This window comes from Mesorhizobium sp. M0601, assembly GCF_040320845.1.
Taxonomy (GTDB): Bacteria; Pseudomonadota; Alphaproteobacteria; order Rhizobiales; family Rhizobiaceae; genus Mesorhizobium.
This window is the reverse complement of the sequence record NZ_JAMYQK010000003.1, coordinates 225,117-245,088: the sequence shown is the minus strand read 5'-3', so window position 1 is coordinate 245,088 and position 19,972 is coordinate 225,117. Positions and strand designations below refer to the sequence as shown.

Here is a 19,972-nt window from a genome sequence, read left to right as displayed (position 1 = left end):
AGGGCTTACGCGACATTTCCATCTCCCCTGGTTTGCCGTGTTGAGCGGCAGCTACACCGGCGATTTACGGGAAAGGCATAATCAGTTAAAATGAATAATTAAGATCGTTATGTTCTCCAGGAGAGATGTATGGATTTGGCCGATCTGCGCATCTTCCGCACGGTGGTGCGCGAGGGCGGAATCACCAAGGCGGCGGAAAAACTGTTTCGCGTGCAGTCGAACGTGACCACACGCATCCGGCAGCTCGAGGAGGATCTCGGCGTGCAGCTGTTTATCCGGGAGGGCAAGCGCCTGCACGTATCGCCGGCCGGTCACAAATTGGTCGGCTATGCGGATCGGCTGCTGGCGCTTGCGGAGGAGGCGCGAATAGCGATGCTCGATCCACGCCCGCGCGGCACGCTTCGCCTAGGTGCCATGGAGAGCACGGCCGCGGCACGGCTTCCTTGTCTGCTCGCCGATTATCACGCACGTTATCCCGAAGTGGAAATCCAGTTGCGCACCGGCAATCCGCAGGTTCTCGCGACCGCCATGCTTGCCGGCGAACTCGATGCAGCCTTCGCCGCCGAGCCGATCGCCGACGTTCCGTTCGAAAAGCTGCCGGCATTCCACGAGCAGCTGGTCATTGTCTCGGCGGCATCGCGCGTTTCGGTCGAAGACCACCTGGACATGCCCAAAACCATGATAGCCTTCGAGCACGGCTGCCCGCACCGCAAGCGGCTGGAACAATGGTACGCGCGTAGAGGGTTCATGGCCGAGAAAACCATCGAGCTTGGTTCATACCATGCCATCCTTGGTTGCGTGGTGGCTGGCATGGGCATAGCGCTGATGCCGAAAAGCGTGCTTTCGGGTTTTCCGGAAAGCCGCTGGCTAAAGCTGCACGAACTGCCCGCTGACGAAGACAATGCCGTCACGGTGTTGTTCTGGCGCAAGGGAGCCGGTTCTCCCAACGTCACCGCTTTGCAGGGACTGCTTGCGGAGCAAAGCCTGTCAACCGGCGTTGCCGCCGCGGCTATTGCTTGAAGTCGTGCGGCAGCGGCGCGGTTGCCTTTTCCAGCCAGGCCAGCGTTTCGCCGTCGAGCATCGGTCCGATCTCGGCCAGTACGCGCGCATGGTATTCGTCAAGCCAATGCAACTCGTCGCGGGTTAAAAGGTCCGATCGGACCAGCCGCTTGTCGATCGGCGCCAGCGTCAGTGTCTCGAAGCCGTGCATGGCGATGTCGCCGCCCTCGATTGCCTCGGCCGGTGTCACCAGAATCAAGTTCTCGATGCGGATGCCGTAGGAACCTTCCTTGTAATAGCCGGGCTCGTTGGAGACGATCATGCCGGCCAGCAGCTTCTCGGTACCGGTCTTGGCGATACGCTGCGGGCCCTCATGCACGGCAAGATAGGAGCCGACACCGTGCCCGGTGCCATGGGCGAAATCGCAGCCGTGTCTCCATAGCGCCAGGCGCGCCACTGCATCGATTTCGGAGCCGCGCGTGCCCTGGGGGAAGCGCAGCATGGAGATGCCGATCATGCCTTTCAGCACCAGCGTGAAGCGCTCGCGCATCTCCTCGGTTGGCGCGCCAATCGGAACCGTGCGGGTAATGTCGGTGGTGCCGTCCTGGTACTGCCCGCCGGAATCGAGCAGGAACAGCTCGCCATCCCCCAGCTTGCGATTGGTGGCGCGGGAGACGCGGTAGTGCATGATAGCGCCGTTAGGACCAGCGCCGGAGATGGTATCGAACGATACGTCGCGCAGCGGCATCTGCGTTTCTTCGCCGGTCTGACGGCGCGTCTCCTCAAGCCTGGTGACAACGGCGATTTCGTCGAGCGTGCCGGGCTTCTGGCGGTCGAGCCAGCACAGCAGCTTGGCGACCGCGGCGCCGTCGCGGCGATGTGCGGCGCGTGCGCCGGCGATCTCAGCTTTGTTCTTTGTTGCGCGTGGAATGCGGGCCGGATCGGCCGTGGCAATGACGGTGCCGCCATTATCCTCGACCAGCATTCTGAGCTTGTCCGCCGCGAGAACCGGGTCCAGCGCGATTTTTGCGCCGCCCTTGGCCCGGGTGACGATTGCCCATTCGAATTCACCTGGTTCGTGCAATTCGGCGAGCTGCGTCAGGTAGGCCGCGACGGTGCGCGAAAACTTGCGCTGGTCCATGAAAAGCAGATGCGAGCCGTCGGCGGCGAGCACGGCAAAGCCGAGCGCCAGCGGTGTGTGCGGTACGTCGCCGCCACGAATGTCGAAGGCCCAGGCAATGGAGGAGGGGTCGGTCAGTACGGCATGGGTGGCGCCGTCCTTCTCGATGGCCGCCGCCAGCCGCACCAGCTTGTCCTTGGCCAGTTCGCCGGCAAAGCCGATCGGGTGGATCTCGACCGGCGCCAGTGGCGGCCCGGGCTGGTCCTGCCAGATCGCGTCGATCGGATTTTGTTCGAGCGGCACCAGTATCGCGCCGGATTTCTCGGCCGAGGCCTTCAGCGCCTTGACGTCACTGATCGTATGGAGCCACGGATCGAAGCCCAACCGCACGCCCTTGCCGAGATTGTCCTTGATCCAGTTGGCCGGCGGGTTGTCGACAAGGCTCTCGATCGAAAAGATGTCGAGGTCGACCTCCTGGCGCACCTGCAGCGTGTAGCGCCCGTCGACAAACATGACGGCGCGCTCGCCAAGCACAATGGCGACGCCGGCCGAGCCGCTGAAGCCGGTCAGCCATTTCAGCCGTGCCGAGCGGTCGGCGACATATTCGCCCTGGTGCTCGTCGGCACGGGGCACGATGAAGCCATCCAGCCCGTTCGCCGCCAACCATTGGCACAGCATTGCCACGCGCGGCTTGCCAACGGCCGGATCGCCGGCGGAATCGAAGGTCTGGAACATGTCGGCTCTCCTCGAATGCTGGTGCGACCGTAGCGCATGACTTCGAAAATCGGAATCGATTTTCGGACCGATCATTCCCGGTTGCTGCGTGTCTCTTTGCGCATGGACGCCATGCAGAATCGACGATTTCAAAAAGCGTCAGCGGAGCTTACCTTCTTAATGTGGAGGAAAAGTCCTGTTGCCCTGCAAAGGAGACCGTCATGTCCACGATTTCACCTAGACGCGGATTTTTCAAAAACGCTGTGAAAGCGCTGATCGAAGCTCGCCAGCGCGAAGCGAGCCGGTATGTAAGCGGCGTTCTGCTTGGCTTTGACGACGAAACGCTGAAAGCTCACGGCTACGATCGCGAACAGCTAAAGAAAGCGGCGAACTCGCGCTAAGTCCGAGCGGATTCCGGCTTGCGTTGAAGGCGTCGCGCCTCAGCGCTTGAGGTGAATCGTCACCCAGCCCTCGCGGTGCAAGGTGCGGACGTGCCGGAATTTCTGGCCGACATAGGCCGCGATTACCGCATCGCGCTGGCGCTCGAGGATGCCCGACAAAACAATCGAGCCACCGAGCGCGATATGCTCCGCCATTTGCGGCGCCAGGCGCATCAGCGGCCGCGCCAATATGTTGGCGACGATCAAGTCGAAGGGCGCGCGCGCGGCAAAGATCGGGTGGTGGAATCCGGGCGCCGTCACTGTTTCGACGAGCCCCTTGACGTGGTTCAGCCGCGCATTGGCGGCGGCCACCTTGACGGCGACCGGGTCGATGTCGGTCGCCAGCACCGGTATATGCGCGAGCCTGGCCGCTGCGATCGCGAGCACCGCGCTGCCGGTGCCAAGGTCGAGCGCGTTGCGTGGATGCTCGCGCCGTACGACCTGCTCCAGCATTTCGAGGCAGCCGGCGGTGGTGCCGTGATGACCGGTGCCGAAAGCAAGGCCGGCCTCGATCTCTATGGCGATTTCGCCGCTGTGGCGCTTCCTGCGGTCATGCGCGCCATGGACGAAGAAGCGCCCGGCCCGCACCGGCTTCAATCCCTCCAGCGAGCGCGCCACCCAGTCGATGTCGGGCAGCGTTTCGCGCGCTATAGGCTTCGACAGCGACAGTCCGGCAAGTACATCCCTGAGCCGCGCCTCGACCGCATCGACGTCGTCGCCGGCATAGAGCGATACTTCGTGGATGTCGCGGTCCTCGTCGACCTCGAGCACCGCAATCGGCAGGCCCTCATCGTCGAACGCCGCACCGAGCGCCGCGAAAATGTGATCAGCCTCGATCTTGCCCGCGGTGAAATACAAACGCGTCTGCGTCATTACCGGATGTATCAACCTTCCGCCGCCAGCCGTTTGAGCTTGGCGATGGCGGCGTCCGGGCTTTCGCCATAGGCAATAGTGCCGGCGAAATCGCCCTTGGCATTGAGCAGCAGCACCGAAGCGGTGTGGTCCATCGTGTAGTCGCCGTCGTTCGTGTCGACTTTCTTCCAGTAGATGCCGAAGGACTTGGCCATGGCGTGGACCTTATCCGGATCGCCTGATATGCCGAGGATGCGATCGGAGAAATTGCTGACATAGGTGTTCATGATTTCCGGCGTATCGCGCTCCGGGTCGACCGTAACGAAATAGGCACGCAGGTTCTTGCCGTCGTCGCCCATCGTCTTCAGCCAGCCGGCCAACTCGAAAAGCGTGGTCGGGCAGACTTCCGGACAATGCGTGAAGCCGAAGAAGACGACGCTGGGGTGGCCGCGAAACGCGGCTTCGGTGACCGGCGCGCCCTTCTGGTCGACCAGCGTGAACGGTGCTCCGAACGGCTCGCCGCCATAATGTCCGCGGTACCAGTCGAAGGTGAGCCAGCCGATTCCGGCGGCCATCAGGACGAGAATACCGACCAGAATTGAACGCATCATCAGTGAAAGTCCGTCGTTATTCCATCGGGCGCCGGGTTGGCGCCGTGAAGGCCCTGGCTTGGCGAACACTCTTAGCGGTTCGGTCGCGCCGACGCAAAGATGTCGCGTTGCCGCAACCGGCAATCCTGTGGGAGGCGATCTGCTTGCAAAGCGCTGCCGTTCGTCCCACCTGAGGTCGGCAAAATTTGAACCGCAGGAGGCCTCTTTGCGAAAACTGATTGGCGGCGCGTTAGCCGCATGCCTGGTCATTGGCGCCGGCGCGGCCGCCGCCGAGGAAGTCGGCAAGGTCGGCGTCGATTGGCTCGGCAACGATATCATCGTCGAGGCGATCAAGGATCCGAAGGTCGAGGGCGTGACCTGCCACGTCTCGTATTTCGACCGTGGCATGATCGACCGCCTGCAGAAAGGCAACTGGTTCGAGGACCCGTCCGATTCCTCGATCTCCTGCCGCCAGACCGGGCCGATCACCATTGGCGACATCGACATGAGCGAGGCCGGCGAGGAGGTGTTCAAGCAAGGCATCAGCCTGATCTGGAAAAAGCAGGTGGTGAACCGCATCTACGACAAGGCCAACGAGACGCTGATCTACCTGTCGCATTCGCGCCAGGTGCAGGATGGCTCGGCAAAAATGTCGGTCACCACCGTGCCGCTCTACGGCCAGAACGTAGTGTGGACCAGCGGCAAGCCGAAATAGAGACTGAAGGTGCTGCGGGGTCCTTGGCGCGTCCAAGCGGATGCGCGGCGCTGCACTCGGCTTGCGAGACTTTGCGCGCGGGCGTAAAGCGCCCGCATGGACCGTCCCGAACACCTTGTCCTGAAAGATCCCGAGCCGCGCATCCACCCGACGGCGGAGCTGAAGGCGTGCAAGCTTGGACGCTATGCGTCGATCGGCGAGCGCGTCATCTTACGTGAAGTCATGGTTGGCGACTTCTCCTACTTCGAGCGCCACGCCGAGGCGATCTATACGACGATCGGCAAATTCTGCTCGATCGCCGCCAACAGCCGCATCAATGCGCTGGAGCATCCGGTCGAGCGGCTGACGCAGCACAAAATCAGCTATCGGCCCAACGAGTACTTCCGCTGGCTGGGTGTCGATCAGGCATTCCGCGACCGGCGGCGGGCGAGAGCCGTCAGCATCGGCCACGATGTCTGGATCGGCCATGGCGCCGTGATCATGCCGGGCGTGGCGATCGGCAATGGCGCGATCGTCGGTGCCAACTCGGTGGTGACGCGCGACGTGCCGGCCTATGCAATCGTCGCCGGCGTTCCGGCCACGCCATTGCGGCAGCGCTTCAGCGCGGGAACTGCGGCCCGGATCGAACGTCTTGCCTGGTGGGACTGGCCGGTCGAGAAACTGGCCAGGGCAGTCCCCGATATGCAGGCCTTGCCCATCGAAGCTTTCCTCGACCGCTGGGAAAACGGCGCCCCCTGACTTCGGGCGTATCTGCAAGCGGTCCGACGGCCTGCGCGATCTGCTCCTCCAACAATGTACCCGCGATCTTCCGCCACGAGGGAACCAGGAGCGGCTGCCAACTGTTTCTGCAGACACAATGAACTCGGCTTCCGTCCGGGTTCGTCGCCCGGCTGTTGAGGGAGTTTGAATGATTGAGAAGCTTTTCACCAGGATCGCCAACAACGTCGCCCATTTTGCCGGCCTGCCGCCGACGTTTGCCGTCTGTTTCCTGATCATCGTCGTCTGGGCGGCAAGCGGGCCGATGTTCGGCTTTTCGGACACCTGGCAGCTCGTCATCAACACCGGCACGACGGTCGTCACCTTCCTGATGGTGTTTCTCATTCAGAACACCCAGAACCGCGATGGCGCCGCGATCCAGGCGAAGCTCGACGAATTGATCCGGGTCAGCACAGCCCAGAACACCTTCATCGGTATCGAACACCTGACTGAGACCGAGGTCGAAGAGATCCGCAAGAAATGCGAACAGGCAGCGAAGCGGCATGATCAGAAGCTTGCCGAGTTGGCAGCCGAGAAAGCCATGGCGAAGAAGCGGAACACGAAGAAGCACGCAGCGGCGTGATATAAAGGTCCGGCGCATACCTGCGAAGATCGGATCCGATTCTTTGCTCTGGTGATCTTCGGTTCGGGATCATGCGCTGCGTGTCATGAATGCCGCGAAAGCATCCTTGTAGTCCGGATGCCAGCGCGACAGAGCAGGACGGTTCTCAATGATATCGCCAATTGCCCAGGCCATGCGCTTTTCGTCCATGGGCCGGGTCGCCTCGTTATCGGGACACAGGATGTAGAAATCGCCACGCAGCAGCGAGGCCAGCATGAAGTCGATGACCTGCTCGCCGGTCCAGGCGCCGGCCGGCTTTTCGGTGGCGCCTTCGGTCAGGCCGGTAAAAGTAAACCCGGGAATGAGCAAATGCGCCGCGACATTGGCGCCGGGCTCGTTGCGCAGCGCGTGTGCAAGGCCCTCGGTATAGGTCTTCACGCCAGCCTTGGAGACGTTGTAGGCGAGGTTGCTAGGCGGCGTCGTAATGCCTTGCTTGGAGCCGGTGTTGACGATCAGGCCGGGCTTTCCCGCCGCCAGCATGCGCGGCGCGAAGGCCTCGACGCCATGGACGACACCCCAGAAATTGATGTCCAGCAGTCGCTTCCAGGCGTCACGGTTCTCCCAGGGCTTGCCGGGGTTGTTGCCGACGCCGGCATTGTTCATCAGCAGCGAGACGTCGCCGAAAGTGCCGGATGTCCGTTCGGCCAGCCGGTCGAGGTCTTGGGCCTTCGAGACATCGGTGGCGACGGCAAGTACGGCGCTCTGCCCGCCGATAGCAGCGACGGCGCGGGCAGCCTCATCAAGGCGTTCGCCGCCGATATCGGCCAGCACGATCTTCATGCCCATCGCCGCCAGCCGTTTGGCGGCGGCAAGGCCGATGCCGCTGGCCGCGCCGGTAATGACGGCGACATTGCCGGAGGCAAGTGCAGGCAGGGCGGTCTGGATCTCGGCGTCGGTGGTCATGATTTTCTCCTGTTCTGGCCGCGGCGAACTTAGCGCGGAAAAAGGCTCGCGCAAGCCGGTGCCGGCATCTTCGGGTTGACCGCATCGGCGGGCGCTGCGCATGCTGATATCGAAAAAGGAGACCTGACGATTGACCGACTGGATCGAGATCCTGAAAGAACAGACCGCCACCGGCGACCAGATGAGCCGCGAGGTACCGCAGATGCTCGCCAATCCCGACATCAGCGAAGCGCAAGTTATGACGCTGTTTTCGGCGCTCGAAAAACAGGCCGAATTCGTCGAAAAGCTGCGTATGGCGCTGGAAAAATTCGGCCATGATTTTTCAGTGATCAAGGCGGCCGAGCGGCTGGAGGAGCGCTACGCCGACCTTGCCGCGTCGGTAGCGGAAAAGCTGAAAGCAATGCGAGGCTAGACGGGGCCTATTTCTCGATCAGCCGCTCGAAGCGCCTGTCCGGCACGAACCAGATCATCGCCACCAGGACATAGATCGAGACACCGATCCAGTGATTGACGAAGGTCAGCGCGATGGCGGAAAGATAGAGGACCAGCGAGATCTTTCCCTTGAGGTCATTGCCCAACGCCCTGGCGAAAAGGGTCTCGTTGCCGTGCAGTCGATGCAGGGCCATGGTGAGGATGTTGAAGCCGATGGCGCAGAGCGCCAGGTCGACGCCATAGACGGCAACCGGCACCGGCGCGAAATGGTTCTCACCCATGAAGGCTGTCGTCGCCGGCATCAGCGATAGCCAGAACAGCAGGTTGAGGTTCGCCCACAGCACGCGGCCGTCGACCCGCTGCACGGTATGGAACATGTTGTGCAAATTGTTCCAGTAGATGCCGACATTGATGAAGGACAGCACATAGCTGAGGAAGATCGGCCAGAGTGGTGCCAGCGCGGAAAAATCCTCGCCATGCGGCACCTTCAATTCCAGCACCATGATGGTGATGATGATGGCGACCACGCCATCGGTGAATGCCTCGACTCGTCCCTTGCCCATGAATCTCCCCTGACAATCCGCTGAAGTTAAAAGAGGATCTCGCTCAGCGCCATCGGCAAAGCTGCCAAACTTGTCAGGAGCAAGCCGGGGAGGGGGAACGGCTGACGCGAAAAAGGCGTTAGGATGTCAGATCCCGAACAGCAAAAGGTCGAAAAAATGACCGCTCACGCTCAAGTCATGACGCGCGATTACGAACTCGGCGGCCGCGCTGCAGCGGCCACCGTGGCCGCTATGATCGCGGCTCTTTTCGCCGGCAGCACGGCGCTGACGCCGCTTTACATCATCTACAAGCAGGTCTTCGGCTTCTCACAGATCACTTTGACGCTGGTCTACGCCGTCTATGTCATCGGCAATCTGGCGGCGCTGCTGATGTTGGGGCGTGTGTCCGATGTCATCGGGCGCCGTCCAATGGCATTGGCCGGGATGGCGGTGGCCGTGGTCAGCGCGGTGGTTTTCCTGTTCGCCGAAAATGTCGCATGGCTCGACATCGCCCGAATTCTGAGCGGACTGGGAATCGGCGTCGGCGCGGGCACCGGCACCGCCTGGCTCGCCGAATTGCTCCCGACCGACGACAAGTCACAGGCGGCGACGATTGCCACCAGCACCAATTTTCTCGGCCTCGGCCTCGGTGCGCTGGGAGCGGGGTTGCTCGCCGAATACGCGCCTTGGCCGCTCAGGCTGACATTCGTCGTCTACCTGGCGATGCTCGCGACTGTAACCCTGCTGGTCTGGCGCACGCGGGAAACCGTTTCGCGGCCGGGGAAACTGGCTGACGTTTCGATGCGGCCGCGCCTTTCCGTGCCCGATGCCATCCGTGCAAATTTCGTTGCGCCGGCGGTGACCGGCTTTGGCGCAATGGCGCTGGTCGGCTTTTATGCAGCACTCGCACCGAGCATTTTGGCGCAGCAACTGCAGGTAACCAACCATGCCGAAGCCGGCGCTCTGTTCTTTGAATTGGCGATCGTGACGGCCGCCACCATTGTAGCGACGGCACGTCTTTCGAGCCGAGCCGCGATGTTCGCGGCGCTTGCGCTGATGATCCCAACCGTCGCGCTGATTGTTGCGGCGCAGGTCTTCGCCTCGATGACCATAATGATTGCCGGCACCGCCTTGTGCGGCGTGGCGGCAGCGCTCGGCTATCGCGGCGGCTTGCAAGTGGTGAACGAGATCGCGCCGGCGGACCGGCGCGCCGAAGTCGTCTCGGCCTTCTTCATCTGCTGTTTTTGCGGCAACGCGCTGCCGGTCATCGGCATCGGCGTTCTGTCGACGGTGGCAGGTGCGACCGCGGCAAGCGTGGCCTTTGCCGGCATGATTGTCGTCTTTTCCCTGGTCGCTCTCGGGTTTGGCGCGAAATACGCGCGCTGAGCCGACCTTTCAGCCGTTCGGTGTCTCGGGCGAAAGGTGCGCGCGCTGGCGCGGTACGCCGAGGCCGGTATCCGGCGGTTCGCCGGCAGCCGGCCGGCTCTCGATCATGTGCAGGCTGCGCCAGCGGCCGAAGCGATAATAGGCCGCGGCCAGCACGAGCGAGGTCATAGAGCCAGCCGGAAAGCTCCACCACAGAGCTTCCTCGCCGATCACGCTTCGGAAGAAATAGGCGAAGCTGGTGCGCACCAGCAGCACCGAGATCACCAGGATGATCAGCGGCGGCATCACCGCGCCGGTGGCACGCACGGTGGCGAAGAGCACGATGGTGATGCCGAACAGGATGAAGGACCACGACGCGATCTTGTTGATGTGAGTGGCGATGTCGATTGCTGCACTGTCGCTGCCAAGGAAGAGGCTGAGCACCGCGCGATCGAATACGAACAGCAGCGCGACGAGCATCCCGGTGAGCACAAGGTTGAAGCCGACGCCGGAGGTGGCGATGCGTCCAATCCGGTCCCAGCGCCTGGCGCCGACATTTTGCGCCGCCATGGACGACACCGCGGCGCCGATGGCGAGCGCCGGCATCTGGATATAGGTCCAGAGCTGTGCGGCTATGCCGTAGGCAGCCGCGACCTGCGAGCCGTACGAGTTGACCATGCCCATCACCGTCAGCGCCGCGGCCGAAACGACGATCATCTGCAGGCCCATCGGCACGCCCTTGAAGACGACGATGCGCAGCAGCGCCGGGTCCGGCCGCAGCAGAGCGAGATTAGGGCCGGCCAGCCGCAGCGGGTGCTTGCGCGCATAAAGCACGATCAGGATGGCAACCACGCTTACCGTCTGGCCGATCAGCGTCGAGGTGGCCGAGCCGGCGATGCCGAGTTCGGGGAACGGGCCGATGCCGAGGATGAGCAACGGGTTCAAAACGACGTCGAGCATGACGGCCAGCGCCATGAACAGGAAAGGCGTGCGCGAATCGCCGGCGCCGCGCAGCACCGTCATGACGAAGGACAGCAGGTTCATCATCGGCACGGCGAGGAAGATGATGCGCAGATAGGAGCGCGCCAGCGGCAACGCGTCGGCCGGCGTGCCGAGCGCATCGAGGATCGCATCGACCCAGATCCAGCCGCAGACCGCGAACACCACCGAGACGAGGAAGAAGAAGGTGGCGCTGGTTCCGACGATGCGCCGGGCTTCGGGCAGGTCACGAGCGCCGACGGATTGTGCGACCAGGATGGTCGCCGCCATGCCGATGCCGAAGACGGTGCCGAGGATGAGAAACAGCACGAGGTTGGCATTGGACGTGGCGGTCAGCGCCGCTTCACCGAGGAAACGGCCGACCCACACGGCATTTATCGAGCCGTTGAGCGACTGCAGCACATTGGAGCCGAGCACCGGCAGGGCAAACAGCAACAGGGTGCGCGGGATAGGCCCACTGGTGAGGTCGCCGGTCTGCCGGCGCGGGGGCATGTTGTCGTCCATGGCAGGCAACTCGGCGAAGGCTTGTCTTGAGTCCGCAATGATTGCCGATTTAACGGGAGAGGTCGATGCGGCGCTGTAAATTCCGCCTGGCGTGCCTTGATCTAAGCATTTCTCAACCTTCCGGAATCGTATATTGATCCCGCACGCGTGGGGCCGCATTTTCCTGGATCTCATGGGTAGGCCGGGGGGCTCATGTCCGATATTCCGTTGTTTTTTGAGCGCCTGAACCGGCGCGCCTTTCTTGGTGCATCCGCTCTGGGCGCGGCCTCCGTGGCTCTTTCGTCGTGCACTACGACGGACGTGGCGGCGCCGGTGCCCGCGGCACCAAGCGATCCGGCTTTCGGCGATGCCGCAAGCATGTATGCCGCGCGCATCGACGAGGGCTATCAACTGCCGGCAATCCCGGTAGCCAAGGTCGATCCGAAATTCGTGCGTCAAATCGTGGCCGACCCCACTGGAGAAAAACCCGGCACGATCGTCGTCGATACTTCCGAGCACTTCCTCTATCTGGTGCGCGACGGCGGCAAGGCAATTCGCTATGGCGTCAGCCTCGGCAAGGCCGGTTTCGGATGGACCGGCAGCGCCGTGGTTCAGGCGAGGAAGAAGTGGCCGGTCTGGACGCCGCCGCCGGAAATGATCCAACGCCGGCCGGAACTGGCGAAATACAAGGACGGCATGCCGCCCGGCCCGCAGAGCCCGCTTGGTGCCCGCGCGCTGTATCTCTTCCGTGACGGCAAGGACACGATGTATAGGCTGCACGGCACGCCGGAGTGGGATTCCATTGGGAAGAACGCTTCCTCCGGCTGTGTGCGCTTCATGAATCAGGACATTATCGACCTCTACAGCCGCGTCGACGGCGTCGCGCCGGTCTTCGTGCGCCCGAACCTGTCGGCCGCCGGGAAGATCGCCGCCGTGTCGAACAGGACGGCCGAGCCGATCGATGCCGGCGTGCCAAAGGACGCGGAGATGTTGAGGTAAGTGCCTTCGACTGGATCGTCAGTCGCAGGTTTTGCAACGCACCAGGACACCGTCCTTGCGCGGGCGAGCCGCAACTGAAGGGCACGACCGCTCAATCGCGCCAGCTCAGGCGGACGCGTTCCGCGCGTCCGCCTGTATGGGTGCCGCTACTTCTTGGCGAGGCCTGGGAGCGTGACCTGATAGACCAGGAACATGGTGTCGACATCGGCGCCATCCTCGGCCTTGTAGGCCGCGCCTACCTGGAAGCCGTCCTGCGTGAGGAAGTCATTGTCATTGGCGACGAACAGGAAATAGTCGTCGGGCAGTGTCGGATCGAGGACGCTCACCACCGACATCGCCTCCCACTTCTCCGAAAGGTTGTTGCGGTCGTTGGGCGCGCCATTGTGCAGCCCGAAGCGGCCGAGCTCGGTCTTGTCGTTGATGTCAATGAGCGGCGTCAGCTTGGCCGGCGTCACCGATGGATCGAGCTCACCCTTGGGCGCCAGCGGCTTGTCCTTGTCGAATTCTGTGCCGGCGACATCGGTTGCCGCAGACAGATCGACGACGCTGATCTCGCGGTGGAGCGAGGTGTCGCCCTTCAGCCCCTGGCCATTGCCGCTGTCGCGCGCCAGCATCAGGAAGGTCTTGTCCGACAGCGCCACGATTTCGCTCTGCGCGGCGATCTTGGTTTTGCCCTTTGCATCGGTGAACACCGGCAGCGGCACGACATATTCATGCGCGAGCTTGAGCTGGCCGGGATCCGAGGCATCGTAGACCAGCGCGCGCGTGTTCTGACGCGTCGAGGCGGAATCGCCGCCATCCTGCCTTGGGGCCGACTGCAGCACGGCAATCAGGAACTTCCCGTCCGGCGTCAGCGCCATGCCTTCGAGGCCCTGGTTGTTCTGACGGCCGGTTTCGGGATCCTTCGGATCTGGGTCTGCCGCGCCAAGTCCCGGATTGTTGGAAGCAAAGTTTGGCGTCCCGTGACGCATCGGGACAAGCGCCGCCGGCGGCTGCGTTGCCGACATCAGACGCCCATCGGCGGAGAAGCGGTAGATGTTCGGACCGTATTCGTCCGAGATGAACAGCGTGCCGTCGGGCAGCCGCGCGATCGCTTCGTTATCGAGCGCGAGCTTGCCGTTGGCTTCGGGCAGGATCGGCATGTCGTCGGTCGCGGCACGCACGCCGTTGAGCGGATCGAGGCCGGTTGCGTCGGTACCCTTGTCGTCGGTCAAAAGCATGGTGTCTGCAAGCGTCGCCTTGAGGCCCGATTGTTCCTGGCCGGTGGCCGGTGCCGCACCCGGCGCGATCGGGGCGAACTCGAGGGCAATCGTGTTGAGGCGTGGGCGGTAATCGGTGGTACCGACTACATTGTAGCCGCGGTCCGGCAACAGCCATAACGAGCCCTTGTAGCCATCGGCGCCATGCGTCCAGCCGGCAGCGTTGATCGACATGCCTGAGCCGGAGCCAAACGTCTCGCCGAACTTGTCCTTCTGGCTGGCCGGGATGCGGCCGACACCGACCAGGCCCTTGTTGACGAAGCTGACGCCGCCGACGGTCGCGGCGTTTTCAGCCAAGGCCGGGGTCAAGGCGGTGAACATCGCCAGCGCGACGGCGAGGGACGCGGTTCGGTGCAGGTTTTTCATGGATATCCTCTTTTGAAACAAAGCTGCCGGGATCTGAAAAAGCGCCGCGTCGCATCGAGGATTGCCGCGAAAGCCTTCGGAGAAGCGATCTAGGACGCGAACATGATACTTGCGTGACAGTGCCGCGCTTGCTTGTCCCCCATGGTCGCAACTGGCCTGGGTATGGCGAATTCGTCGTCGCCGAGCGAGCAATTAACGACTTTACAAATAGTCGTTATAATGTAAAGTTATGACAATGAAAGGTCCCCGATGACTGCCTATCGTTTCGCCACCCGCCTCAATTCCTTTGCCTCGCGGCCACAGTCCGAGTGGCCCGATCTTGTCGGCAAACCGTCCATGCTGCAAATGGCGGCACGTGCGGCGAAGGTTGCGGAGTTGACCGATCTCGACCTCAACTTCCCCGACCATGTCGATGAAAAGCCTGCGGAAATAGCGCGCAAACTCGGCGATATCGGGCTTTCCATCAATGGTTTCGCCATGCGCTACTATTCCAATCCGGCTTTCAAGCTCGGCGCCTTCACCAACCCGGATCCTGCCATTCGCCGCGAAGCCATCGACCTGACCAAGGCCGGCATCGACGCCACCCGCGAGGCGGGCGCCAGCCTGATGACCTTGTGGCTCGGGCAGGATGGCTTCGATTATGCTTTCCAGGCCGACTACTCGGCGCTCTGGCAACACGAAATCGACGGAATTCGTGAAGTTGCGGCGCATGATCCGGGCTGCCAAATCAGCCTGGAATACAAACCCAACGAGCCGCGCTCCTACAGCCTGATGCCGGACGCGGCGACGACGTTGCTGGCGATCCGCGAGATCGGCCTGCCCAATCTCGGCGTGACGCTCGATTTCGCCCATGTGCTCTATGCCGACGAGCAGCCGGCCTTTGCCGCAGCACTCGTGGCGCGACACAGCAAGCTGCTCGGCGTGCATCTCAACGACGGCTACGCCAAGCGCGACGACGGCCTGATGGTCGGGGCCGTGCATACGCTGCAGACGATCGAGCTGCTCAGGCAGATCCGTCGAGACGGCTATGCCGGCGCCATCTACTTCGACACGTTCCCCGACATGACCGGGCTCGACCCGGTCCACGAATGCGAAGTCAACATCGCGACTGTCAAGCGCATGCTGCGCTTCGTCGATCGGCTGGAAAAGGACAATCGCCTGTCCACTGCCGTCGACCGTCAGGACGCGGTCGCCTCGCAGGCCATCATCCAGGAAGCCATGCTCGGGCCGGACAGCTGAGGCCGGCGGCATAGACCGTTTTTCAACAAGGGAGGAAGATCATGAAATTTCTACTTGCCACCGCTGCCGCTGCCCTGATGGCGCTGTCCATCGGCTCGGCTTTTTCCGCGGACCTCGCGCCGCTCAATTCCGACACCGAGAAGGATCGCATCGACTGGTCGCAGCTCGAGGCCAGGTTCGGTGCGTTCCCCAAGCTGCCCGAGGGTACCAAGGCGGGTGCGGTCTCCAAGACGCTGACCAATGAATACTGGCGCTCGCTGGGAGAGGGCTACAAGTCGTTCGGCGACCGCACCGGCGTGCCCGTCGTCTACCAGGCAGCGCAGAGCGAGGGCGACCAGCTCGGTCAGCTCACCATCGCCGAAGGCCTGGTCACACAGGGCTACAACGTGCTGCTCGTCTCGCCGCAGACCGACTCCAACCTGCAGCCGAGCATGGAACAGGCCAAGGCGGCCAACGTGCCGGTGGTCAACGTCAACGACGCGGTCATCCCGCAGGCCGAGCATTATGTCGGTAATGTCCAGCGCGACAACGGCGTGCGCGTCGCCAAATGGTTCATCAAGAACCGGCCGGACGGCGGCAAGGTCGCCATCGTCGAAGGCCAGGCCGGCGTCTACGCCGCCGTCCAGCGCACCGATGGTTTCAAGACAACGATCACCGCGGCCGGCAAGTTCGACGTCGTCGCCAGCGTCCCCGGTAACTGGGATCGCCAGACCTCCTACGACGCGGCCACCAACATCCTGCAACAGCACCCCGATCTGATCGGCTTCTATGCCAATAATGACGGCATGGCGCTGGGCATCGTCGAGGCGGTCAAGGCTGCCGGGCTGCAGGACAAGGTTGCGGTCTTCGGCACCGACGGGATCTCCGACGCCTATGCCTCGATCCGCGCCGGCGAGCTGACTGGCACCGTCGATTCATTCCCGGTGCTGACCGGCGAGGTGGCGCTGGAATCTGCGCTGCGGCTGGTGGCCGGGCAGAAGCTGCCGCGCGTCGTCGCCACGCCGCAGGCGCTGATCACCAAGGACAATGCCGACCGTTACTCTGGCGCCGGCGACGCCGTGCGCAAGGCGCTGCTCGAGGACGCGGCAGCGGGCCAGTAGAGCAGGGCCGGCAGGTGCCGGCCTTGGGTCGGCACCTTGCCTGGAGAACCGAAGCAATGTCAGCGCGGCTGCAATTCGAGGGCATTTCCAAAGAGTTTCCGGCTGTGCGGGCGCTGAGCGACGTGTCGTTTTCGGTCGGCGCCGGCGAGATCCATGGCCTGCTCGGTGAAAACGGCGCCGGCAAATCGACGCTGCTGCGCATACTGTCAGGCGTCTACCGACCGACGGCGGGAAGCGTGCTGATCGACGGCAAGCCGGTGACGCTGAACAATCCGGTCGCCGCACGCGCCGCGGGCGTGGCGATGATCCATCAGGAATTACAGCAGGTGCCACGCCTCAGCGTCGCCCAGAACATGTTCCTCGGCCATCCGTTGACGCGCGGCGGCGTCTTCGTCGCACGGCGCGAGCAGGAGAGCCGCGCTGCGGAAGCGCTGGCCGCCATCGACCCGACCATCGATCCGGCAGCCCCGCTTGGCAGCCTGAAGGTGGCGCAGCGGCAGATCGTCGAGATCGCGCGGGCGCTGCTCGACCGCGCCAGGATCGTGGCGATGGACGAGCCGACGTCGAGCCTCACGCCGAGCGAGTTCGAACGGCTGGCGGAAGTCATTGCCGGTCTGGCACGCGACGGTGTCGCGGTCGTCTATGTCTCGCACAAGCTGGACGAGGTGTTCGGCATCTGCCAGCGCGCCACTGTCATGCGCGACGGCGTTGTGGTCGAAACCGTCGATCTCGCGCAGGTGTCGGAAAAGGCCGTCGTTTCGATGATGGTCGGCCGCGAGCTTGCCCAGGAACAACACCGCTCGCATGCTTCTCCCGAGATCAGGCTGAGCGTGCGTGGCCTCGCCTCGGCAACCAAGGTCCGTGACGTTTCGTTCGACCTGCATCGCGGCGAGGTGCTGGGCGTTGCCGGCCTGGTCGGCTCGGGCCGCACCGAACTGCTGCGGCTGCTGGCCGGCGCCGACCGGGCCTCATCAGGCGCAATAGAGATCGACGGCAAGGCGGTAAAGCTTTCCAGTCCGCGCGACGCGATCGCGGCCGGCATCGGCCTGGTGCCGGAGGAGCGCAAGCGCGAAGGCATCGTGCCGTTGCGGTCGATCTCCAGCAACATGGCGCTGGCCTCGATGGGCGTGTTCGCGCCGCGCGGCGTCATCGATCACAAAAGGCTGAAACGGGTCGCGGCCGAGAAGATGAAGCGGGTCAATCTCAGGCCGTTCCTGCTCGACCGGCCGATCCGCCTGTTCAGCGGCGGCAACCAGCAGAAAGCGATCATCGGCCGCTGGCTGGCGGCGGGAACGCGGATCCTTCTGTTCGACGAGCCGACGCGCGGCATCGATGTCGGCGCCAAGGCGGAGATCTACCACCTGATCGAGGAACTCGCCGCCGAAGGCCATTCGGTAATCGTCGTGTCGTCCGAACTCCCCGAGGTGATCCGGCTCGCCGACCGCGTGCTGGTCATGCGCGACGGCACGGTCGCCGCCGAACTGGGCCGCGCAAGTCTCAGCGAACAGGCGATCGCCGCGTACGCCATACCCCAAACGGAGATTGAGGCCGGCAAGGCGCAAGGCCATCGGGCCGGTGCATAACGGACAGGACCAGCCGATGACCGATATAACCCAACACACAGCAGCGCGCCCAAGGGCAGATTTCCTGCACCGGTTTTCCGTGCGCGACGCCGGCACGCTGATCGGCCTGGTGGTGATCCTCGCCGTCTTCGGGGCGCTGGTCCCCGGCTTTTTTGCCGAGCGTAACCTGATCAACATCCTGCAGCAATCGAGCATCAATGCGTGCCTGGCGTTGGGCATGACGCTGGTCATCATCTCGGGCGGCATCGACCTGTCCGTCGGGCCGACGGCAGCCCTTTCGGCGGTCATCTCGGCCTCGATGCTGGTTGCCGGAGTGCCGTTTCCGCTGGCCATCGCCGCCGGCTTCGCCATCGGCCTCGCCTGCGGACTGCTCAACGGCGTGCTGGTTGCCTATGTCGGGCTGCAGCCCTTCATCGTCACGCTGGGAACGCTCAGCACCTACCGGGCGCTGGCGCTGATCTATACCGGCGGCAATCCGGTGCTCGGCCTGCCTGCCGGCTTCCGTGCCATCTTCAACGGCTCGCTGTTCGGATTGCCGTTGGCGGTCATCATCGTGGCCGTGGTCGCGCTGATTGCCTGGATCATCCTCAAGAAGACACCGTTTGGCGAATATCTGCTCGCCGTCGGCGGCAATGAGGAGGCGGCCTACATAGCCGGCGTGCCGATCGCCCGCACCAAGATCGCCGCCTATATGATCTCGGGCCTGCTGGCAGCGCTTGCAGCGCAGATCCTGATCGGCCGGCTGGGTGCGGCCGAACCCATTCTCGGCAATCTCTGGGAGCTCGACGCCATAGCGGCGGCGGCGATTGGCGGTGCCTCGCTGATGGGCGGCAAGGGCAGCGTCGTCGGCACCATCCTGGGTGCCGTCATCCTTGGCAGCATGCGCAACGGCCTGACGCTGATGAACGTGCAGTCCTTCTATCAGCTCCTGGCAACTGGCCTTATAATCCTCGCCGCGATGCTTATCGATCGCGTGACGAGGGGACGTGGATGACCTTGACCGGGCTGGACCTGAAAGCAGTAGGACCGCGCATTCGCATGATGATGCCGCATCTGACGCCGCTCGAGGCGAAGGTGGTTGAAACCGTATTCGGACGGCGCGGCTTCGACGAGACCATACCGCTCAAGCAGATCGCCGAGGAGGCCGGTGTGTCGGAGGCGATGGTGGTCAAGATCGCCAAGAAGCTGGGTTTTTCCGGCTATCGCGACTTTCGCACGGCGGTCTATGAATACAGTCGCCTGCCGACCGCCGAGATGCATCAGGAGCTGTCGGTGGACGACAGTTCGGCCGAGATCGTGCAGAAGGTGTTCCGCACCTCTATCCAGGCGCTGGAGGAGACGCTCGCCATCCTCGACATGGACGATTTCGACCGTGCCGCCGATCTGCTTTACCGCGCCAGGAATCGCGATTTCTACGGCGTCGGCGGCTCGGCGCAGATCGCACGCGACGTTTCGCACAAATTCCTGCGCATCGGCATCCGCACCTCTGTCTACGACGATTCGCACCTGATGCTGATGTCGGCCTCGCTGCTCGGCGCCGACGACATCGCCGTCGGCTTCTCGCATTCCGGCAACACGAGCGCCGTCATCGACGCCATCCAACTTGCGCGCAAAAGCGGCGCGCGCACGCTGGCCATCACCAACTATGACAACTCGCCATTGGCAGCCGTCGCCGACATCGTGCTCTGCTCGACCGCGCAAGGCTCGCCGTTGATGGGTGAGAACGCGGCGGCGCGCATTGCCCAGCTCAACATTCTCGACGCGCTGTTCGTCGCGGTCGCGCAACGCGACTACCAGGCGGCGGAGCGCAATCTCGGCCGCACCATGTCTGCCGTGACGTCGAAACGGAAAGACAAGAACTCATGAAAGGCAAGCGGCTCATGAAGGTGTGGGG

General features: G+C 63.3%; 20 protein-coding genes. 13 read left to right on the top strand and 7 right to left on the bottom strand.

Translation table 11 applies throughout. From position 1 onward, the window contains the following. Window positions 1-129: 129 nt before the first annotated feature. A complete protein-coding gene (locus tag NKI41_RS05315) occupies window positions 130-1,020 on the top strand; it encodes a LysR family transcriptional regulator (protein ID WP_352501051.1) in 891 nt (296 codons plus the stop codon). On the opposite strand, the gene NKI41_RS05310 is transcribed toward NKI41_RS05315, so the two are convergent. After that, window positions 1,010-2,854 (bottom strand): aminopeptidase P family protein, encoded by a 1,845-nt coding sequence (locus NKI41_RS05310; RefSeq protein ID WP_352681785.1) that lies wholly within the window; start codon window positions 2,852-2,854, stop codon window positions 1,010-1,012. The two genes, NKI41_RS05315 and NKI41_RS05310, sit on opposite strands and share 11 nt — an antisense overlap. A gap of 200 nt (window positions 2,855-3,054) precedes the next feature. Here NKI41_RS05310 and NKI41_RS05305 point away from each other — a divergent pair, with 200 nt between their 5' ends. Further along, window positions 3,055-3,234 carry a hypothetical protein gene (locus NKI41_RS05305; protein ID WP_352450114.1) on the top strand — a complete coding sequence of 60 codons (180 nt, stop codon included), beginning with the start codon at window positions 3,055-3,057 and terminating at the stop codon, window positions 3,232-3,234. Between the two features lie 39 nt (window positions 3,235-3,273). On the opposite strand, the gene NKI41_RS05300 is transcribed toward NKI41_RS05305, so the two are convergent. Both NKI41_RS05300 and NKI41_RS05295 read right to left on the bottom strand, forming a co-directional pair. Next, window positions 3,274-4,146: a 50S ribosomal protein L11 methyltransferase gene (locus tag NKI41_RS05300; protein WP_352681783.1), complete on the bottom strand. Its 873-nt coding sequence runs from the start codon at window positions 4,144-4,146 to the stop codon at window positions 3,274-3,276. An 11-nt stretch (window positions 4,147-4,157) separates the two neighbouring features. Further along, window positions 4,158-4,736 (bottom strand): SCO family protein, encoded by a 579-nt coding sequence (locus tag NKI41_RS05295; protein WP_352450110.1) that lies wholly within the window; start codon window positions 4,734-4,736, stop codon window positions 4,158-4,160. Window positions 4,737-4,941: 205 nt separating this feature from the next. On the opposite strand from NKI41_RS05295, the gene NKI41_RS05290 reads away from it, so the two are divergent. From NKI41_RS05290 to NKI41_RS05280, 3 genes are all read left to right on the top strand, one after another. Further along, complete coding sequence (locus NKI41_RS05290) at window positions 4,942-5,430, top strand: CreA family protein (RefSeq protein WP_254818969.1); 489 nt, start codon at window positions 4,942-4,944, stop codon at window positions 5,428-5,430. A 96-nt stretch (window positions 5,431-5,526) separates the two neighbouring features. Then, the gene (locus tag NKI41_RS05285) at window positions 5,527-6,168 is read left to right on the top strand and encodes a DapH/DapD/GlmU-related protein (RefSeq protein WP_352471576.1); all 642 of its coding nucleotides are present in this window, start codon (window positions 5,527-5,529) and stop codon (window positions 6,166-6,168) included. 169 nt (window positions 6,169-6,337) lie between these two features. Further along, a complete protein-coding gene (locus NKI41_RS05280) occupies window positions 6,338-6,769 on the top strand; it encodes a low affinity iron permease family protein (protein WP_031211766.1) in 432 nt (143 codons plus the stop codon). A gap of 69 nt (window positions 6,770-6,838) precedes the next feature. On the opposite strand, the gene NKI41_RS05275 is transcribed toward NKI41_RS05280, so the two are convergent. Then, window positions 6,839-7,711, bottom strand: a complete 873-nt coding sequence (locus NKI41_RS05275) for an SDR family NAD(P)-dependent oxidoreductase (protein ID WP_352681781.1) — start codon at window positions 7,709-7,711, stop codon at window positions 6,839-6,841. A gap of 130 nt (window positions 7,712-7,841) precedes the next feature. Between NKI41_RS05275 and NKI41_RS05270 the strand changes: the two genes are divergently transcribed. Further along, window positions 7,842-8,123, top strand: a complete 282-nt coding sequence (locus NKI41_RS05270) for a hypothetical protein (RefSeq protein ID WP_023676741.1) — start codon at window positions 7,842-7,844, stop codon at window positions 8,121-8,123. A 7-nt stretch (window positions 8,124-8,130) separates the two neighbouring features. Here the strand turns inward: NKI41_RS05270 and NKI41_RS05265 are convergent, their stop codons facing one another. Further along, window positions 8,131-8,706 carry a TMEM175 family protein gene (locus tag NKI41_RS05265; RefSeq protein ID WP_023676740.1) on the bottom strand — a complete coding sequence of 192 codons (576 nt, stop codon included), beginning with the start codon at window positions 8,704-8,706 and terminating at the stop codon, window positions 8,131-8,133. Window positions 8,707-8,862: 156 nt separating this feature from the next. Between NKI41_RS05265 and NKI41_RS05260 the strand changes: the two genes are divergently transcribed. Next, the gene (locus tag NKI41_RS05260; protein ID WP_352471579.1) at window positions 8,863-10,071 is read left to right on the top strand and encodes an MFS transporter; all 1,209 of its coding nucleotides are present in this window, start codon (window positions 8,863-8,865) and stop codon (window positions 10,069-10,071) included. Between the two features lie 9 nt (window positions 10,072-10,080). Here NKI41_RS05260 and NKI41_RS05255 read toward each other — a convergent pair whose 3' ends face one another. After that, on the bottom strand, window positions 10,081-11,553 hold the full coding sequence (locus tag NKI41_RS05255) for an MATE family efflux transporter (RefSeq protein WP_352471580.1): 1,473 nt from the start codon (window positions 11,551-11,553) through the stop codon (window positions 10,081-10,083). 192 nt (window positions 11,554-11,745) lie between these two features. Here NKI41_RS05255 and NKI41_RS05250 point away from each other — a divergent pair, with 192 nt between their 5' ends. Then, on the top strand, window positions 11,746-12,531 hold the full coding sequence (locus NKI41_RS05250) for a L,D-transpeptidase (RefSeq protein WP_352471581.1): 786 nt from the start codon (window positions 11,746-11,748) through the stop codon (window positions 12,529-12,531). A 146-nt stretch (window positions 12,532-12,677) separates the two neighbouring features. Here NKI41_RS05250 and NKI41_RS05245 read toward each other — a convergent pair whose 3' ends face one another. Continuing rightward, a complete protein-coding gene (locus NKI41_RS05245; protein WP_352681778.1) occupies window positions 12,678-14,156 on the bottom strand; it encodes an esterase-like activity of phytase family protein in 1,479 nt (492 codons plus the stop codon). A gap of 249 nt (window positions 14,157-14,405) precedes the next feature. Here NKI41_RS05245 and NKI41_RS05240 point away from each other — a divergent pair, with 249 nt between their 5' ends. The 5 genes from NKI41_RS05240 to NKI41_RS05220 are packed head-to-tail and all read left to right on the top strand — an operon-like array spanning window position 14,406 to window position 19,944. Further along, entirely contained in the window at window positions 14,406-15,395 is a 990-nt protein-coding gene (locus NKI41_RS05240) for a TIM barrel protein (RefSeq protein ID WP_352681776.1), read from the top strand. A 41-nt stretch (window positions 15,396-15,436) separates the two neighbouring features. Then, window positions 15,437-16,495: a sugar ABC transporter substrate-binding protein gene (locus NKI41_RS05235; RefSeq protein WP_352681774.1), complete on the top strand. Its 1,059-nt coding sequence runs from the start codon at window positions 15,437-15,439 to the stop codon at window positions 16,493-16,495. A gap of 56 nt (window positions 16,496-16,551) precedes the next feature. Beyond that, window positions 16,552-18,078: a sugar ABC transporter ATP-binding protein gene (locus NKI41_RS05230; protein WP_352681772.1), complete on the top strand. Its 1,527-nt coding sequence runs from the start codon at window positions 16,552-16,554 to the stop codon at window positions 18,076-18,078. A 16-nt stretch (window positions 18,079-18,094) separates the two neighbouring features. After that, window positions 18,095-19,072 carry an ABC transporter permease gene (locus tag NKI41_RS05225; RefSeq protein WP_352456543.1) on the top strand — a complete coding sequence of 326 codons (978 nt, stop codon included), beginning with the start codon at window positions 18,095-18,097 and terminating at the stop codon, window positions 19,070-19,072. Then, window positions 19,069-19,944, top strand: a complete 876-nt coding sequence (locus NKI41_RS05220) for a MurR/RpiR family transcriptional regulator (protein WP_352681770.1) — start codon at window positions 19,069-19,071, stop codon at window positions 19,942-19,944. Before NKI41_RS05225 ends, NKI41_RS05220 begins: the two co-directional genes overlap by 4 nt. The last annotated feature ends 28 nt before the right edge of the window (window positions 19,945-19,972 follow it).

Bases quoted from the DNA above. Each gene is read 5' to 3' on its own strand.
- NKI41_RS05295 (WP_352450110.1), bottom strand. From the start codon at position 4,736: ATGATGCGTTCAATTCTGGTCGGTATTCTCGTCCTGATGGCCGCCGGA.
- NKI41_RS05255 (WP_352471580.1), bottom strand. From the start codon at position 11,553: ATGGACGACAACATGCCCCCGCGCCGGCAGACCGGCGACCTCACCAGT.
- NKI41_RS05220 (WP_352681770.1), top strand. From the start codon at position 19,069: ATGACCTTGACCGGGCTGGACCTGAAAGCAGTAGGACCGCGCATTCGC.
- NKI41_RS05230 (WP_352681772.1), top strand. From the start codon at position 16,552: ATGTCAGCGCGGCTGCAATTCGAGGGCATTTCCAAAGAGTTTCCGGCT.
- NKI41_RS05235 (WP_352681774.1), top strand. From the start codon at position 15,437: ATGAAATTTCTACTTGCCACCGCTGCCGCTGCCCTGATGGCGCTGTCC.
- NKI41_RS05310 (WP_352681785.1), bottom strand. From the start codon at position 2,854: ATGTTCCAGACCTTCGATTCCGCCGGCGATCCGGCCGTTGGCAAGCCG.
- NKI41_RS05300 (WP_352681783.1), bottom strand. From the start codon at position 4,146: ATGACGCAGACGCGTTTGTATTTCACCGCGGGCAAGATCGAGGCTGAT.
- NKI41_RS05240 (WP_352681776.1), top strand. From the start codon at position 14,406: ATGACTGCCTATCGTTTCGCCACCCGCCTCAATTCCTTTGCCTCGCGG.
- NKI41_RS05245 (WP_352681778.1), bottom strand. From the start codon at position 14,156: ATGAAAAACCTGCACCGAACCGCGTCCCTCGCCGTCGCGCTGGCGATG.
- NKI41_RS05225 (WP_352456543.1), top strand. From the start codon at position 18,095: ATGACCGATATAACCCAACACACAGCAGCGCGCCCAAGGGCAGATTTC.
- NKI41_RS05315 (WP_352501051.1), top strand. From the start codon at position 130: ATGGATTTGGCCGATCTGCGCATCTTCCGCACGGTGGTGCGCGAGGGC.
- NKI41_RS05260 (WP_352471579.1), top strand. From the start codon at position 8,863: ATGACCGCTCACGCTCAAGTCATGACGCGCGATTACGAACTCGGCGGC.
- NKI41_RS05305 (WP_352450114.1), top strand. From the start codon at position 3,055: ATGTCCACGATTTCACCTAGACGCGGATTTTTCAAAAACGCTGTGAAA.
- NKI41_RS05280 (WP_031211766.1), top strand. From the start codon at position 6,338: ATGATTGAGAAGCTTTTCACCAGGATCGCCAACAACGTCGCCCATTTT.
- NKI41_RS05275 (WP_352681781.1), bottom strand. From the start codon at position 7,711: ATGACCACCGACGCCGAGATCCAGACCGCCCTGCCTGCACTTGCCTCC.
- NKI41_RS05250 (WP_352471581.1), top strand. From the start codon at position 11,746: ATGTCCGATATTCCGTTGTTTTTTGAGCGCCTGAACCGGCGCGCCTTT.
- NKI41_RS05265 (WP_023676740.1), bottom strand. From the start codon at position 8,706: ATGGGCAAGGGACGAGTCGAGGCATTCACCGATGGCGTGGTCGCCATC.
- NKI41_RS05285 (WP_352471576.1), top strand. From the start codon at position 5,527: ATGGACCGTCCCGAACACCTTGTCCTGAAAGATCCCGAGCCGCGCATC.